Source organism: Nocardia sp. NPDC006044 (assembly GCF_042871115.1).
Classification (GTDB): domain Bacteria; phylum Actinomycetota; class Actinomycetes; order Mycobacteriales; family Mycobacteriaceae; genus Nocardia.
Genome location: NZ_JBIAID010000005.1, coordinates 169966 through 185198, shown reverse-complemented (window position 1 = coordinate 185198; position 15233 = coordinate 169966). Strand labels below are relative to the sequence as shown.

21 protein-coding genes are annotated in these 15233 nt (G+C 66.6%); 3 read left to right on the top strand and 18 right to left on the bottom strand.

The window, feature by feature from the left end; genetic code table 11:
• Positions 1-64: 64 nt before the first annotated feature.
• The 13 genes from ACFYO1_RS37135 to rpsJ form a co-directional block, all read right to left on the bottom strand.
• Complete coding sequence (locus tag ACFYO1_RS37135; protein WP_387242086.1) at positions 65-499, bottom strand: PIN domain-containing protein; 435 nt, start codon at positions 497-499, stop codon at positions 65-67.
• A complete protein-coding gene (locus ACFYO1_RS37130; protein WP_387242083.1) occupies positions 496-756 on the bottom strand; it encodes a DUF6364 family protein in 261 nt (86 codons plus the stop codon). Before ACFYO1_RS37130 ends, ACFYO1_RS37135 begins: the two co-directional genes overlap by 4 nt.
• Before the next feature lie 118 nt (positions 757-874).
• Positions 875-1147: a 30S ribosomal protein S17 gene (gene rpsQ / locus ACFYO1_RS37125; RefSeq protein WP_378726694.1), complete on the bottom strand. Its 273-nt coding sequence runs from the start codon at positions 1145-1147 to the stop codon at positions 875-877.
• The gene (gene rpmC, locus ACFYO1_RS37120; protein ID WP_039822417.1) at positions 1144-1383 is read right to left on the bottom strand and encodes a 50S ribosomal protein L29; all 240 of its coding nucleotides are present in this window, start codon (positions 1381-1383) and stop codon (positions 1144-1146) included. The genes rpsQ and rpmC overlap by 4 nt, the downstream gene beginning before the upstream one ends.
• On the bottom strand, positions 1383-1799 hold the full coding sequence (rplP, locus tag ACFYO1_RS37115; RefSeq protein WP_025347180.1) for a 50S ribosomal protein L16: 417 nt from the start codon (positions 1797-1799) through the stop codon (positions 1383-1385). Before rplP ends, rpmC begins: the two co-directional genes overlap by 1 nt.
• A 4-nt stretch (positions 1800-1803) precedes the next feature.
• Positions 1804-2607, bottom strand: a complete 804-nt coding sequence (gene rpsC / locus ACFYO1_RS37110) for a 30S ribosomal protein S3 (protein WP_040731339.1) — start codon at positions 2605-2607, stop codon at positions 1804-1806.
• Entirely contained in the window at positions 2608-3009 is a 402-nt protein-coding gene (gene rplV / locus ACFYO1_RS37105; RefSeq protein ID WP_107654115.1) for a 50S ribosomal protein L22, read from the bottom strand.
• Positions 3006-3287 carry a 30S ribosomal protein S19 gene (gene rpsS / locus ACFYO1_RS37100; RefSeq protein ID WP_107654114.1) on the bottom strand — a complete coding sequence of 94 codons (282 nt, stop codon included), beginning with the start codon at positions 3285-3287 and terminating at the stop codon, positions 3006-3008. The genes rplV and rpsS overlap by 4 nt, the downstream gene beginning before the upstream one ends.
• Before the next feature lie 15 nt (positions 3288-3302).
• Positions 3303-4142 (bottom strand): 50S ribosomal protein L2, encoded by an 840-nt coding sequence (gene rplB, locus ACFYO1_RS37095; protein WP_387242076.1) that lies wholly within the window; start codon positions 4140-4142, stop codon positions 3303-3305.
• Between the two features lie 33 nt (positions 4143-4175).
• A complete protein-coding gene (rplW, locus tag ACFYO1_RS37090) occupies positions 4176-4481 on the bottom strand; it encodes a 50S ribosomal protein L23 (RefSeq protein WP_040731336.1) in 306 nt (101 codons plus the stop codon).
• Positions 4478-5152 carry a 50S ribosomal protein L4 gene (gene rplD / locus ACFYO1_RS37085; protein ID WP_387242073.1) on the bottom strand — a complete coding sequence of 225 codons (675 nt, stop codon included), beginning with the start codon at positions 5150-5152 and terminating at the stop codon, positions 4478-4480. The genes rplW and rplD overlap by 4 nt, the downstream gene beginning before the upstream one ends.
• A complete protein-coding gene (gene rplC / locus ACFYO1_RS37080) occupies positions 5149-5814 on the bottom strand; it encodes a 50S ribosomal protein L3 (RefSeq protein ID WP_387242070.1) in 666 nt (221 codons plus the stop codon). The genes rplD and rplC overlap by 4 nt, the downstream gene beginning before the upstream one ends.
• 14 nt (positions 5815-5828) lie before the next feature.
• Complete coding sequence (gene rpsJ / locus ACFYO1_RS37075; RefSeq protein WP_003938093.1) at positions 5829-6134, bottom strand: 30S ribosomal protein S10; 306 nt, start codon at positions 6132-6134, stop codon at positions 5829-5831.
• Positions 6135-6810: 676 nt separating this feature from the next.
• On the opposite strand from rpsJ, the gene ACFYO1_RS37070 reads away from it, so the two are divergent.
• Positions 6811-7287: a hotdog fold domain-containing protein gene (locus ACFYO1_RS37070; RefSeq protein WP_387242066.1), complete on the top strand. Its 477-nt coding sequence runs from the start codon at positions 6811-6813 to the stop codon at positions 7285-7287.
• Between the two features lie 18 nt (positions 7288-7305).
• Here ACFYO1_RS37070 and ACFYO1_RS37065 read toward each other — a convergent pair whose 3' ends face one another.
• On the bottom strand, positions 7306-8241 hold the full coding sequence (locus tag ACFYO1_RS37065) for an esterase/lipase family protein (RefSeq protein WP_387242063.1): 936 nt from the start codon (positions 8239-8241) through the stop codon (positions 7306-7308).
• Position 8242: 1 nt separating this feature from the next.
• The gene (locus ACFYO1_RS37060; RefSeq protein ID WP_387242060.1) at positions 8243-9247 is read right to left on the bottom strand and encodes an alpha/beta hydrolase; all 1005 of its coding nucleotides are present in this window, start codon (positions 9245-9247) and stop codon (positions 8243-8245) included.
• A 234-nt stretch (positions 9248-9481) separates the two neighbouring features.
• Between ACFYO1_RS37060 and ACFYO1_RS37055 the strand changes: the two genes are divergently transcribed.
• Complete coding sequence (locus ACFYO1_RS37055; RefSeq protein WP_387242057.1) at positions 9482-10672, top strand: lycopene cyclase family protein; 1191 nt, start codon at positions 9482-9484, stop codon at positions 10670-10672.
• Here ACFYO1_RS37055 and ACFYO1_RS37050 read toward each other — a convergent pair.
• From ACFYO1_RS37050 to ACFYO1_RS37040, 3 genes are read right to left on the bottom strand one after another with little or no spacing between them, the layout of a single operon-like run.
• Positions 10642-11511 carry an ABC transporter permease gene (locus ACFYO1_RS37050; protein WP_387242055.1) on the bottom strand — a complete coding sequence of 290 codons (870 nt, stop codon included), beginning with the start codon at positions 11509-11511 and terminating at the stop codon, positions 10642-10644. The genes ACFYO1_RS37055 and ACFYO1_RS37050 overlap by 31 nt on opposite strands.
• A complete protein-coding gene (locus ACFYO1_RS37045; RefSeq protein WP_387242052.1) occupies positions 11508-12332 on the bottom strand; it encodes an ABC transporter permease in 825 nt (274 codons plus the stop codon). Before ACFYO1_RS37045 ends, ACFYO1_RS37050 begins: the two co-directional genes overlap by 4 nt.
• Positions 12329-13312: an ATP-binding cassette domain-containing protein gene (locus ACFYO1_RS37040; protein WP_387242049.1), complete on the bottom strand. Its 984-nt coding sequence runs from the start codon at positions 13310-13312 to the stop codon at positions 12329-12331. Before ACFYO1_RS37040 ends, ACFYO1_RS37045 begins: the two co-directional genes overlap by 4 nt.
• A 366-nt stretch (positions 13313-13678) precedes the next feature.
• On the opposite strand from ACFYO1_RS37040, the gene ACFYO1_RS37035 reads away from it, so the two are divergent.
• Entirely contained in the window at positions 13679-15205 is a 1527-nt protein-coding gene (locus ACFYO1_RS37035; RefSeq protein WP_387243135.1) for an aldehyde dehydrogenase family protein, read from the top strand.
• Positions 15206-15233: the final 28 nt, after the last annotated feature.

Genomic DNA, 15233 nt, shown 5'->3' with positions numbered 1-15233 from the left:
CGCAGTTCTCGATCGCCGTCAACACGACACTACAAGCCGGGATGCACGGGCCGCGGATGTCCGACTAGTTCGACGGTTCGAGAAAGGGGTTCCGCACCTCGAGTCCGAGGAAGTCGCGGCCGTGCTGAAGATCTTCCGACAGTAGGTATTTCGCGCCGGACTGGCACGCGGCCTCGATGATCAACGCGTCCCACCAGGACACCGAGTGCTGTTCCGCAAGGAATGAGGCGTTCATGACGATCAGCGGGTCGGTATCGCGGGCACACCACTCGCTGTACAGCGCGATGACACGACGGGCTTCGGCCGCGCTCAGTGGGGGCTTGAACTTGCGTGTGGCGACCGAATAGAACTCCTGCAGGACCTGGGTACTCAGCAAGCCCGCGTTGCGCTCCCACAGATCCGCAAGCACGGCACGCGCGATCGCGCTGCGCTTGCTGTCACCGGCCTCGTAGGCGTAGAGCAGGACGGTGGTATCGATGAAGACTCGTTCCGAGTTCATCGAGCCAGAGCTTCGTCACGGTCGTAGAGGTCTTCGCGCCGCCACGTGATGCGACCACCACTTCCGCGCCCGGCCGCCTCCGCCATGAGTTCCAGCGCCTGCACCCTCGCCGCCTCGTAGCGGGCATAGTCGGCGGCGATCTCGCGGACCTGCTGCGCCAGTAGCGCGCTCACAGAGGTCCCCTGCCTTGCCGCGATCACCTTCGCCTGGGCGATCACCTCTTCATCCAACTGAAGCGTCAGGTTCCTTTTGGTCATGCCACAGGATATCACGTGCTCCACGTGAAAATCACGTGGACCTCCTCGCCGACTCGGAAACGACGAAGGCCCGCCTCCCGAAACGGGAAGCGGGCCTTCGACATTCAGACCGGAAAGGCTACTTGGCCTTCTCCAGCACCTCGACCAGACGCCAGCGCTTGGTGGCCGACAGCGGTCGGGTCTCCATCAGCTGGACGCGGTCGCCGATGCCGGCGATCTCGTTCTCGTCATGCGCCTTCACCTTGGAGGTGGTGCGAATGATCTTGCCGTACAGCGGGTGCCGGTTACGGTCTTCCAGCTCGACGACGATCGTCTTGTTCATCTTGTCCGAGACGACGTAGCCGGTGCGAACCTTGCGGCTGTTGCGCTCTTCGACTTTCTGTTCGGTCATGCCGCATCTCCCTTGTCAGCGGGTCCGGAGGCCAGACCGAGCTCGCGCTCGCGCATGACCGTGTAGATGCGCGCGATCTCGTGACGAACCACGCGCAGCCGACGGTTGTTGTCCAGCTGACCCGTCGCCATCTGGAAGCGCAGGTTGAACAGCTCTTCCTTGGAGTCGCGCAGCTTCTGCACCAACTCTTCTTCGGTGAGCTCGCGGAGCTCTGCGGCCGGCGTTTCGGTAGCCATCAGAACTGCTCCTCCCTGGTCACGATCCTGCACTTCATCGGGAGCTTGTGCATCGCGCGGCGCAGGGCCTCGCGAGCGATCTCCTCGTTGGGGTAACTCATCTCGAACATCACGCGGCCGGGCTTGACGTTCGCGATCCACCACTCCGGCGAACCCTTACCGGAACCCATGCGGGTCTCGGCGGGCTTCTTGGTGAGCGGGCGATCCGGGTAGATGTTGATCCAGATCTTGCCGCCACGCTTGATGTGGCGGGTCATCGCGATACGTGCCGACTCGATCTGCCGGTTGGTCACGTAAGCCGGCTCCAGCGCCTGGATCCCGAACTCGCCGAACGCCACCGAGGTGCCGCCCTTGGCCATGCCGGAACGACCGGGGTGGTGCTGCTTGCGGTGCTTGACCTTACGAGGCATCAGCATTGCGTCAGCCCTCCTGTGTCTCTGCCGGAGCGTCCACCACCGCGGTGGCGGCGCGCCCGGCCTCGGTGCTGGTCGCCGTGGTACCGGCGGAGCCGGACCGACGCGGGCGAGACGGACGCTCGCGGCGCGGACGATCACGATCGCCGGCCGGTGCGCTGGCGGCGGCGAGCTCACGCTTGCCACCGACGATGTCGCCCTTGTAGATCCAGACCTTCACGCCGATGCGACCGAAGGTGGTCTTGGCCTCGTAGAGGCCGTAGTCGATGTCGGCACGCAGCGTGTGCAGCGGAACCCGACCCTCGCGGTAGAACTCCGAGCGCGACATCTCGGCGCCACCGAGGCGGCCCGAGCACTGCACGCGGATGCCCTTGACGTTCGGCGAACGCATGGCCGACTGGATGGCCTTACGCATCGCACGACGGAACGCCACGCGGTTCGACAGCTGCTCGGCCACGGCCTGAGCAACCAGCTGCGCATCCGACTCGGGGTTCTTGACCTCGAGGATGTTCAGCTGCACCTGCTTCTTGGTGAGCTTCTCCAGCTCGGCCCGGATGCGATCGGCCTCGGCGCCACGGCGGCCGATGACGATGCCCGGACGAGCGGTGTGGATGTCGACCCGGACGCGATCGCGCGTCCGCTCGATCTCCACCTTGGAGATGCCCGCCCGCTCCATGCCGGTGGCGAGGAGCTTACGGATGGCGACATCTTCCTTGACGTAGTCCGCGTACTGCTTGTCCGCGTACCAACGCGACTTCCAGTCGGTGGTGATACCGAGGCGGAAGCCATGGGGATTGATTTTCTGTCCCATTTACTTTGCCCCTCCCTTCCGGCGGTTGCGAGTTGCTCCACCGGCGGTGGGGATGCTCTCGACCTCGATGGTGATGTGGCTGGTGCGCTTGCGAATGCGGAACGCACGACCCTGGGCGCGCGGCTGGAACCGCTTCATGGTCGCACCCTCGTCGACGTAGGCCGTCGAGATGACCAGGGTGGCCGGGTTCAGGCCGAGGTTGTTCTCGGCGTTCGCCGCGGCACTGGCCACGACCTTGGCCACTGGCTCGCTCGCGGCCTGGGGCGCGAACTTCAGGATCGCCAGGGCATCTTCGACTCGCTTGCCGCGGACCAGGTCCACGACACGGCGAGCCTTCATCGGGGTCACGCGAACGTGCTTGGCCGTCGCGCGTGCAGTCGGATTCTGAGTGTCAGTCGTCATCGCCGCTTGCTCTTCCGGTCGTCCTTGATGTGGCTCTTGAACGTCCTGGTCGGCGCGAACTCACCGAGCTTGTGCCCGACCATGTTGTCCGAGACGAACACCGGCACGTGCTTGCGACCGTCATGGACGGCGAAGGTGTGACCGATGAAATCGGGGATGATGGTCGAACGACGCGACCAGGTCTTGATGACCTGCTTCGTGCCCTTCTCGTTCTGCACGTCCACCTTCGCGAGGAGGTGGTCGTCGACGAACGGGCCTTTCTTGAGGCTGCGTGGCATTTCTTACCTCCTCCTTCAGCGCTTGTTCTTGCCGGACTTGCGGCGGCGGACGATGAGCTTGTCGCTCGGACGGTTGGGCTTGCGGGTACGGCCTTCCGGCTGTCCCCAGGGCGAGACCGGGTGGCGGCCACCGGAGGTCTTGCCCTCACCACCACCGTGCGGGTGGTCGACCGGGTTCATCACGACACCACGGACGGTGGGGCGACGGCCCTTCCAGCGCATACGGCCGGCCTTGCCCCAGTTGATGTTCGACTGCTCGGCGTTGCCGACCTCGCCGACGGTGGCGCGGCAGCGCACGTCGACGCGGCGGATTTCGCCGGAGGGCATACGCAGCGTGGCGTAGGTGCCTTCCTTACCGAGCAGCTGGATGCTGGATCCGGCCGAACGGGCCATCTTCGCGCCGCCGCCCGGACGCAGCTCCACCGCATGGATGGTGGTACCCGTCGGGATGTTGCGCAGCGGCAGGTTGTTGCCCGGCTTGATGTCGGCCGTGGGGCCGGACTCGATCGGGGTGCCCTGCGTGACGCCCTTGGGCGCGATGATGTAGCGCTTCTCGCCGTCCACGAAGTGCAGCAGCGCGATGTTCGCCGTGCGGTTCGGGTCGTACTCGATGTGCGCGACCTTGGCCGGGATGCCGTCCTTGTCCAGTCGACGGAAGTCGATCAGACGGTAGGCCCGCTTATGGCCGCCACCGCGGTGCCGGGTGGTGATGCGACCGTGCGCATTACGGCCACCCTTGCTGTGCAGCGGACGGATCAGCGACTTCTCGGGGGTCGACCGAGTGATCTCAGCGAAGTCCGAAACGGACGACCCGCGGCGACCGGGGGTTGTCGGCTTGTACTTACGAATTGCCATGAGTTCTTCTCTTCTTTCTGGAGTCCCAGGCGCTTACGCGACCGGGCCTCCGAAGATCTCGATGGGCTTGCTGTCGGCCGAGATGGTCACGAGCGCGCGCTTGGTGTTCTTGCGCTTGCCGTAACCGAAGCGGGTCCGCTTGCGCTTGCCCTGACGGTTGGCGGTGTTGACGCTGGTAACCGTGACACCGAAGACCTTCTCGACGGCGATCTTGATCTGCGTCTTGTTGGAATCCGGGTGCACGATGAAGGTGTAGGTGCCTTCCTCGATGAGTCCGTAGGACTTCTCCGAGATGACCGGCGCCAGCAGGATGTCGCGGGGGTCGGCGATGGTGGTCACTTGCTCTCCTCCTGTGCCGCCTCGGCGGGGCCGTGCACGAAGGCGTTGAGCGCCTCCACGCTGAACACGACCTCGTCGCTTTCCAGCACGTCATAGGTGTTGAGCTGGTCCGGCGCGATCGGGTGCACGAACTCGAGGTTCTGCACGCTCTTCCAGGCCGCGATGTCCGCACGTCCGAGGACGAGGAGGAACTTCTTGCGGTCCGACAGCTCCGCGAGGAAGCTCTTGGCCGTCTTGGTCGACGGGTCCTGCCCGGCGACCAGTTCGGTGATCACGTGGATGCGCTCGTTACGCGCCCGGTCCGAAAGTGCTCCACGCAGCGCGGCGCGGATCATCTTCTTGGGGGTGCGCTGGCTGTAGTCGCGCGGCTGCGGGCCGTGCACGACGCCACCACCGGTGAACTGCGGCGCGCGGGTCGAGCCCTGACGGGCGCGGCCGGTGCCCTTCTGCCGGTACGGCTTCTTGCCACCACCGCGGACTTCACCGCGGGTCTTGGTGGAGTGCGTGCCCTGGCGGGCCGCGGCCAGCTGCGCGATGACCACCTGGTGCATCAGCGAGATGTTCGCGGTCACGTCGAAGATCTCCGCGGGGAGTTCGACGGTGCCATTGGTCTTGCCGCCCAGTTCCTTGACCGGCAGGGTCAGGTTGGCCTTCTTCTCCAGGCTGGTCATGCGTGCGCACCACCCTTCACTGCGCTCTTGACGATCACGACGTTGCCGCGGCGACCCGGGATCGCTCCCTTGATCAGCAGCAGGCCGTTTTCGGCGTCCACCTTGTGCACCGAGAGGTTCTGCGTGGTGACGCGGTCGTTACCCATGCGGCCCGACATGCGCATGCCCTTGAACACGCGGCCGGGGGTGGCGCAGCCACCGATGGAGCCGGGGCGACGGTGCACAGCCTGCGCACCGTGCGAGGCGCCCTGACCGGCGAAGCCGTGACGCTTCATGGTGCCGGCGAAGCCCTTGCCCTTGCTGGTACCCGTCACGTCGACGTAGGTGCCCTCTTCGAAGACGTCGGCGTTGATCTCCTGGCCGACCTCGAAGGTGGACGCGTCGGCGACGCGGATCTCGGCAATGTGCCGGCGCGGTGTGACACCGGCCTTGGCGAACTGGCCGGAGACCGGCTTGTTCACCTTGCGCGGGTCGATGGCGCCGAAAGCGACCTGAACGGCGCTGTAGCCGTCGCGCTCCACGGTGCGGATCTGGGTGATTACGTTCGGTCCGGCCTTGATGACGGTCACGGGAACGACGCGATTCTTCTCGTCGAACACCTGGGTCATCCCGAGCTTGGTGCCAAGGATGCCCGCCGCGGGCCTGCTCTTGTTGTCAGTCATATCTCCAGTCCCCGTCACTGAATGTTGACGTCGACGCTGGCCGGCAGGTCGATGCGCATCAGCGCGTCGACCGTCTTCGGCGTCGGGTCGAGGATGTCGATAAGCCGCTTGTGCGTACGCATCTCGAAGTGCTCGCGCGAGTCCTTGTACTTGTGCGGCGAACGGATGACGCAGTACACGTTCTTCTCGGTCGGCAACGGCACCGGGCCGACGACACGGGCCCCAGTGCGGGTCACCGTCTCGACGATCTTGCGCGCTGACGCGTCGATCGCCTCGTGGTCGTAGGCCTTGAGCCTGATGCGGATCTTCTGTCCCGCCACGCTAAGTGTCCTTTTCTCCGCTTATACCTTCGTGATCCGGAAGCTGGCTTCCGTACCACCCTCAATTTGCACAGCCCGAACACACGAAGACGTCTCACGTGAGACCGCGACCAAGCACGCGTGCCTGATCCTCGCCGCTGTTCATCTGTCATGGTTCTCCGGTACACGCGGTCGGGCGTGTCGTTCTGGTCTCCGACCAGCATTCAACACAGCCGCTCATTCCTCGGCCCCGGATCGAACTTCATCTCAGGCCTGGAACCGTGTTCCCGGACGTACCCACACCGGTTGAACCAGTGAGGTACACGATTGGTAGTTCTCGCCTCGCCTAGCCATCCCGTTCGAAAACAGGCACGGCCCGGTGCAAGGCAACCCGAACAGTATGCCCGACGCGGTCGGCTACTTCAAATCCGGTCCCCGCGAACCGCTCCGCCCAGGTCACGGGCATGACAACAGAGACAACAAGGGCGACGGGTGACGATGCCGAAGGGTCGTCACCACTCTGGTACACCGACTTCTCGTCGAGGTAGAGCAGGCCGTCGGTGGTCAGCGGGGCGTTGAGCAGCCCGCACCGGCCGAGGCCGCGATGGCCGCGCCGCCCAGATAGTCCTTCTATCGCCATGCCAGTGAATTGGGGCACACTCGACCGACCGAACTTACTCGGCAGTAAGATGAGCGCATGACGAAAGAGACTGCCACCCTCCGCAGCTGGAAGAAGCTGCCGGACAACCGGCTCGGTCACACGCTGTTCTCGCTGGGCATGGTGGCGCGGGTGCCGTACTTCGGCACGGTGCTGCCGAGCGTCGTGCGGCTCGAGCCCGGACTGTGCGAGGTGACCTCGCCGAAGTGGTTCGGCATCCACAACCACCTCGGCACCTATCACGCCATCGCGGCGTGCAACCTGGCCGAGGTCGCCATGGGCATGCTGAGCGAGGCGACCGTGCCGAGCACCCATCGCTGGATCCCGAAGGCGATGAACGTGCAGTATCTGGCCAAGGCCGAGACCAGCCTGCGGGCCGTCGCGAAGCTCGACGAGATCCCCGACTTCAGCACGATCACCACGGGGCAGAACCTGATCGTGCCGGTATCGGTCTACGACAAGCACGGGCTCGAGGTCGTGCACGCGGACATCACCACCTGGGTCACCCCGCAGTAATCCCCCGGCCGCGCCCTTCTAGCAGGGAAGGGCGCGGTTGTCGCCGGCCAGCGCGCTGAGCACCACCGCGGCCGCGCGCGTATCACCGAGCAGGCCACTGTGATTCGCGATATCGGCCGGGCAGCCGTCTTGCAGCCAGATGTTGCGGTTGTCGCCGGTGGGCGCGGTGAGCAACGCGGTCTCCTGCGGGGTGATGATTTCGTCGGCGCGGGAGGCGAGCGCCGTGTACCGGACACCGGGCACGGTCTCGCCTCCCGCGTTCAGCCGGTTCAGCAGCGGTGACCCAACCACCTGCTGCTGTCCCGGGGTTCCGAAGACCTGGGCCGCGATCTGCGCGTTCTCCAGGCCGAGCGAGGCCAGATCCGGATAGTTCGTCCGGAGTCCGGCCCAGGTCGAGCCGCGATACGGGGTGCCGAGGGTGATCACCTGCGTGACCGCGTCCGCGCCCTGCGCGCGCAGGTACTGCCGGATCACCGTGCCGCCGGTGGAGTGGCCGACCAGCGCCACCTGCCGCGCGCCGGTCGCACTGCGCACCGCCTGCACGACCTCGTTCAACTCGATGGCCATGCGATCGATGTCGGCCACGCCGTAGATGGTGCGGCCGAGCATCGCGGCGCCGACCGGCCCGATGCCCATCGAGGCGGAACCGGCCTGGCCGCTCACCACGTCGCGCACGCCGGGCGTCGGCCCGAGATCCGCGGCGAAGACGCAGTGGCCTTCGCCGCGCAGCAGCGGCGCGAGCAGGGCGAAACTATTGGGTGCGTCGGTGCCCGAACCGTGTACCAGCACTACCGGTTGCGGCCGTTCCGCCGACGGACGGCAGGCCCAGTCGTTGGCGCCGGCGAACGCGGGGATGGGCGGCACGGCGCCCGCGGCGGGCGCCTGCAATACCGCCGCGCTCGCGGCAGCGAGTACCAGGCCGGCGATTCTCGCGGCCTGTTTCCGAATCCACATCTTAAATTCCCAACGGTGCGGACAGCGCAGGCCACGAGTTCTTCAACGCGTCTTCCCAATAACCCCATGAATGGGTGCCGTCCGGGTGAATGTCATAGGTTGCCGGAATACCCAAGGTATTCAGCCGGGTTTGCATATTGCGTGAGCAGTAATTCGTGCCCGCCTCGATGACACCGCCCTTGATGAGTTGGGCCGCGTAACCGTCGACGCCGGGCAATGAGTATTTGCCGTTCAATTCGTCGTACTTTCCGGGCAGCCCGCCGCCGCTGGAAATGTAGATCGACTTGCCGCGCAGCCCCTCGGCCTGCACGTACGGATCGTTGGCCGCCCAGCGCGGGTCGTTCGCCGCGCCGTACATGTTCTCCAGGTGTGCCCAACCCCAGGTCTCCACGGTCAGCCGGACGAATTCCTGGCCGACCGGATCGCTGATCTGCGCGCAGCCGCTGTACGCGGCGACGCTGGAGTAGAGGTCACCGCTGGTCGCGGCGAGCGCGAGGGTGGTGGTGCCCGCCATCGAGAAGCCGGCGATCGCATTGCGACCGCTGGTCGCGAAGTACTTGTCGATGAGCGGCGGCAGTTCGCGGGTCAGGAAGGTCTTCCACTTCTGCCGCCCGAGGCGCGGATCGTCGTTCACCCAGTCCGCGTAGTAGCTGAACATGCCGCCGATCGGCAAGACGACGTGCACGTTCTTGGTCGAAAGGAACTGCATCGCATCGGTTTCGGTTTCCCACGTGACGCCGTCCTCGCCGCCACTGGCGCCCTGGAGCAGATAGAGGACCGGGCGGGGCACGCTGGTGTCGGCCGCGCGTTGGGTCTCCACCTGGATATCGCGATCCATCGCCGCGGAGTGAATTGTCAACGTCAGCTTTCGCGCATCGTGTTCCTGCACCGCGACAATCGATGACTCGGCCGGCGCCCCGTGCGCCGGTGCAGACATAATCGCTATAACCACTGCGCCCACTGTGACCGCGAGCACACTGAGCCAGCCGCGGTTGTCGCCACTCATGTTTCCCCTTCTCCGAAACGCGGAAACCACCCGCGTACGGTGCCGAGACTACGGGGCGAAACAACCCTTTTTCATCACTGAAGTTGCAGGGCCACCAACTCTGGGGGCACGATTTCGTGCAATTCTCGAAGTGCTTGCTTTCACTTTGTCCGGCTTGTTCCGGGACCCTATTTTCTGGGGCTCGTCCCGAACGGATAGTTGCGTCGGCCGGGCCGCAGCGGATTGAATGCCTGCATGGGTGTCAGCGCGGTCCGGGATGTCGATGTGTGCGTGGTCGGGCTCGGTCCGACCGGCCGGGCGCTGGCCCATCGCGCGATGCGGGCCGGGCTCAGCGTCACCGCCATCGATCCGCGACCGGATCGGCTGTGGCCGCCCACCTACTCCTGCTGGGTGGACGAACTGCCGGACTGGCTGCCGTCGACCGCGATCGCCAGCACGATTCCGCGGCCGACCGTCTGGGCCAAGTCCGAGCACCGCATCGATCGCCCCTACTGCGTGCTGTCCAAAACCGGCTTGCGCGCGGCACTCCCGCTCGACGACGCCACCGTGCGCACCGGGCGCGCGACCCGGGTCGACGCGCACGTCGTCGAACTGGCCGACGGCACGACGATCAACGCGGCCACGGTGTTCGACACCCGCGGCCTGCCCACCCTCGGCCGGCGCCGGGCCGCCAGCGCGCACGGCATCTTCGTCGCCGCCGAGACGGCCGCGCCGATGGTCGAGGACGGCGAAGGACTGCTGCTGGATTGGCGGCCGGAGAACGGCGCGGGTCCCGGTGAGCCGCCATCGTTCCTCTACTCGGTGCCGCTCGGCGACGGCACGGTGATCTTCGAGGAGACCAGCCTCGGCCTGCGGGGCGGCATGCCGCAGCACGAGCTGCGCAGGCGCACGCTGAATCGGCTTGCCGCGCACGGCATCCGGCTCACCGGCGAGGAACCGACCGAGGCCGCGCACTATCCGCTGGATCAGCCGCCGCCGAAAAAGGGCACCGCACAGGCGGTTCCGTTCGGCTCCCGGGGCGGCATGATGCATCCCTGCACCGGCTACAGCGTCGCCGACTCGCTCGCGCTGGTCGACACCGCGATCGGCGCGCTCCAGCAGGGCCGCGACCCGATCGCCGAGCTGTGGCCGCCACGAGCCAGATTGGTCTACTGGATGCGGATGCGCGGCCTATGGGGCCTGGGCCGCCTGACCACCGAACAGTCGATGGCCATGTTCGACGCGTTCTTCACCGCGTCGCCGCGCGGACAGCGCGCCCTGCTGTCCGCCCACGACGACTACACCGCCCTCGGCGCGGTCCTGTTCAACACCGTCGCGCACACCTGGCCGTTCCGCTGGCGCTACGACCTGGTCGGCTGGACCAACCGCAACCGCTGGCTGGACTACGACTTCGATCAGGCGCCGGTCTCCGCCGCCCGGCGATAGCCACGCACGGCCGGGTAGGCGAACACCACGATCAGGCCGACCGTCCACAGCACCGTCTTCGTCAGCGGCTCCGCGACCGGCCCGCCGTAGGACAGCCCGCGCATCGCGTCGATCGCACAGCTCATCGGCTGGTTCTTGATCGTCGACTGCAACCACGGTGGATAGGCGAAGGCCGGGGCGAAACCGGTGTTGAAGAACATCAGCAGGGTGTTGATGATGCCGATGATGTTGACCAGCATCACGCCCTCGGTGACGGTCGCCAGCGCGGTGACCAGCACCGCGAACGCGACGCCGAACAGCACCGGGATGCCGATCAGCGCGAGGCCGGCGAGCGGGCCCTGGTTGAACCGGAAGCCGAGCAGCAGGCCGACACCGATGACGAACAGGGTGGTGACCAGCACGCGAACGGCCTCGGCCAGCAGTCGACCGGTCAGCCCCGCGGCACGGTGGATCGGCATGGTCCAGAACCGGCCGAGCAGGCCGGTCATCTTCTCACCCTTGAAGCCGAGCGCGCTGACCACGGCACCGGACATCGCGGCGACTAGCGTGAGCAACGCCATCTGCGCGTAGATGCTCGGCTGGCCGGTATAGCCGGTGATCGCCTTGCCGAGCACGATCTTGAACATCAGCAGTGTCAACGCCGGATACACCAGCGTTTGAATCGTCGTGGCGGGATCGCGCGCCCATACCAGCAGCAGTCGCTTGCACTGGATCAGGCTGTGGGTGACCCAATTGGTCAGCGAGTTCTCGGGTTTCGCGGTCACCCGGGGCAACGGCGTGTTCCCCGAGATCTTGTCGGTCTCCTCGATCGGCGCCACGGGGGCCTGCACAGAACTCATGATCGCCTCACGCTCGCCCAGACCGCCAGCGGGATGAACACGAGCGCGAGCCCGATCACCCAGGCCAGCGGCACCCACAACACTTGCCAGCTCACACCGCCCTCGGCCATGTCCCGCAGCGCGAAGGAGAACTGGGAGACCGGCTGATTGCGCACGAACCCCTGAATCCAGGTCGGAAAGTTCTTTTCCGGGACGAACCCGCAGGAGAGCATGCCGAAGATCAGCGTCGGCAGCGTCAGGGCCTGGCTCAGCGATTCGGGGCTCTTGGTCAAACTGCCGAGCGCGTCGGCGCCGAGCGCGAGCGTGGTACCGATCGCCAGCGAGAACAGGCAGAACAACGCGGCCTGCCCGAAGCCGGCGACGAACCGGAAACCGATCAGGTAACCGAAGAGCACCGCCGCGGTCAGCGAGGTGACCGAGCGGACCAACCCCGCCGCGATCCTGGCGGACAGCGGAACCAGCATGCCGATCGGCATCGTCTGCATCCGCGTGCTCAACCCGGTCAACGCCTCGAACGCGGCCAGCTGCGCATTCGACATCATGGTGAACGCCATCGTCTGCAACACGATGATCGGCATGACGTACTGGGCGTAATCGATGCCCTGGAACTTCATCACGAAGCGCAGCGGCAGATAGAACCCGAGGGTGAACACCAGCGGCGTCACCACCGCGACGATCAGCTCGCCCTTGGTGGCCATGGTCCAGACGATGCGGCCGGACAGCGCGCGCCATTGCGCGAACGAGCTCAGCCGGGCCTCGGGCAGGTCCGCGAACAACGCGGCCGCGTCGGCGGCGCGGTCCGGAGCGGTAGCGGTCGTCACGCGGTGCCGCCCGAATGTCCGGTGATGGACAGGAAGACGTCGTCGAGCGATGGCCGGCGCAACGCGATGTCGGCCAGCTGGATGCCCGCGGTGTCGAGCCGGCGCAGCGCCTCGGTCAGCGTGGCCGCACCCTCCGGCGCCGGAATCGAGAGCCGGTCGCCGCCGTTGAGGGCGGCCAGCACCGCGGCGGGCACCAGGTCGCCGAGCGCGGCGGCGGTCGGGCGCAGCTGGGTCGGGTCCAGCGGGACCACCTCGCAGTAGCTGCCGCCGGTCTTCTCCTTGAGCTCGTCGGCGGTGCCCTCGGCGATCACCGTGCCCTTGTCGATGACGATGATGTTGTCGCTGAGCACGTCGGCCTCTTCGAGGTACTGCGTGGTCAGCAAGACCGTGATGCCTTGCGCCTTCAGCGCGTTCACCAGATCCCAGACGCCTTGGCGGCTGCGCGGATCCAGGCCGGTGGTCGGCTCGTCGAGGAACACCACCTCCGGACGCACCACCAGGCCGCACGCGATGTCGACCCGGCGGCGCATGCCGCCGGAGTAGTGCCGCACCGCACGGCGGCCGGCGCTCACCAGATCGAATTCCTCGAGCAGGGTGTCGGCCCGCTTGCGCGCGGCCGACTTGGCCAGGCCCATCAGGCGACCGAAGAGTTCCAGGTTTTCCCGGCCGGACAGGTTCTCGTCCAGCGCGGCGTACTGACCGGTCATCATGATCGACCGGCGCACCCCGGCCGCGTCCTTGAGCACGTCGTGCCCGGCGACGACGGCGGTGCCGGAGTCCGGGCGCAGCAGCGTCGACAGGATCTTCACCATCGTCGTCTTGCCCGCGCCGTTCGGTCCGAGGATGCCGAGGACGGAGGCGCGGTCGGCGACGAAGCTGACCCCCTGCAGTGCATGCACATCGCCGAACGACTTCCGCACGTCCGTCACCCGGACCGCTGGCTCACTGGCATGCAGATCTGCTTGGTTCAAGCTCGGCATCAACTCTCCACTATCGGCATTTGCGACGACTCGGGGGCCGCCGGAGCGCGCGCGTATACGTCCCCATAAGAGATCCGTAGCGCTTGGCGTGATGTTACCGGCATGCGGGGTTCGTACCGGGTCGCCCGCGCGCTACCCAACCGGAGCGCGAACTAAATGTGTCCTTACTCACATCCACGGATATCCGTCCGGCGCTGCCCGGATCGCCGCTGGTGAACCCTGTCAAGGGCAGCGCGGTGGCGGTGGGCGAGCCTTGTCGGCCCGTCGCGGCGACCATAGTCTGCTCATTGGGGGAACACTCACTCGTCCGCGGCGGCCGCCTCGCAAGTGGCCCGCACGCCGATTTCGATACTGCGAGAGGTGATCATGGCCGAGTCCGCGCAGCCACACGTGGCGGCGCAGCCCGGAGGATCGGGCCGATCGAACGTGCTGACGTCCTACGACCCGCGCACCGGCGAGACCGTCGGCAACTACGCCGTGATGGGCGCGGGTGAAATCAATCGCACCGTACGGGCCGCCCACGCGGCCGAAAAATGGTGGGCCGAACTGGGTTTCAGCGGCCGGAAACGCTGGCTGCTCGACTGGAAACGCGACATCGCCCGCCGCGCAGGCGAATTGGTCGAGATCCTGTCCGAGGAAACCGGAAAACCGGAGGCGGACGCGGCAATCGAGGTGATGCTCGCGGTCGAGAACCTCGACTGGGCCGCCCGTAACGCCGCCCGCGCCCTCGGCAGGCAGAAGCTCGGCTCCACCTGGCTGACCCGCAACCAGCATGCCTCGGTCGGTTATCTGCCGCTCGGCGTGATCGGCGTGCTCGGCCCGTGGAACAACCCGGTGTTCACCCCGATGGGCTCGATCGCCTACGCGATGGCGGCGGGCAACACGGTGGTGTTCAAACCGCACGAGCTGACCACCGGCGTCGGCGTGTGGCTGGCCGACAGCTGGTCCCGCCTGGCGCCGAATCAGCCGGTGCTGCAAGTGGTTACCGGCGATCACGCGACCGGCTCCGCGCTGTGCCGGGCCAAGGTGGACAAGATCGCCTATGCCGGTTCGGATTCCGGCGCACGCGAGGTGATCGCGCTGTGTACCCAGGCGATGACGCCGGTGGTGGTGGAGCGCAGCGGTAAGGGCAGCATGGTCGTGCACGTCGACGCGAAGCTCGACGACGCCGCCGAGGCCGCGGTGTTCGGCGCGATGGCCAACGCCGGGCAGAACGCGACCGGGATCCAGCGCGCCTACGTCGCCGAGTCGGTCTACGAACCGTTCTTGGAGCTGGTGGCCGCGCAGGCCGCCAAGCTGCGTCCCGGGGCGGACAAGCGCGCGTCCTACGGCCCGATGATCCTGGAATCGCAGATCGAGGTGGTGCGCAAGCAGATTCGCGACGCACTGGCCCGCGGCGGGCGCGCGGTGGTCGGCGGCCTGGATTCGATTCGCGAGCCGTACATCGAACCCGTCGTGCTGGCCGAGGTGCCCGAGGAGAGCCTGGCGATCACCGGCGAGGGCATCGGCCCGGTGCTCGTCGTGAACAAGGTGACCGGCATGGAAGACGCCGCGCAACGCATCAACGCGGTCGGCAACGACGTGGCGGTCTCGGTGTTCACCAGGGATGTGCACGAGATCGAGACGTTCGCCGAGCACCTACGCGTCGGCGTGGTCACCATCAACTCCTCCACCGCCTACGCGGGCATTCCCGCGCTACCGTTCGGCGGCGTCGGCGAATACGGCCAGGGCCACAGCCACGGAGACCAAGGCCTGCGCGAGTTCAGCCACACCCTGGCCATCGCCCGCAAGCGCTACAAAGCCCCGGTCAACCTGTCCACCTTCGACCGCCACCCCCGCCACCTACGCCTGGCCAAAACCATCTTCCGCATCCGGCACGGGCGACGAACCTGAATTGCCGCACACCCCTTGACCTTCCGGA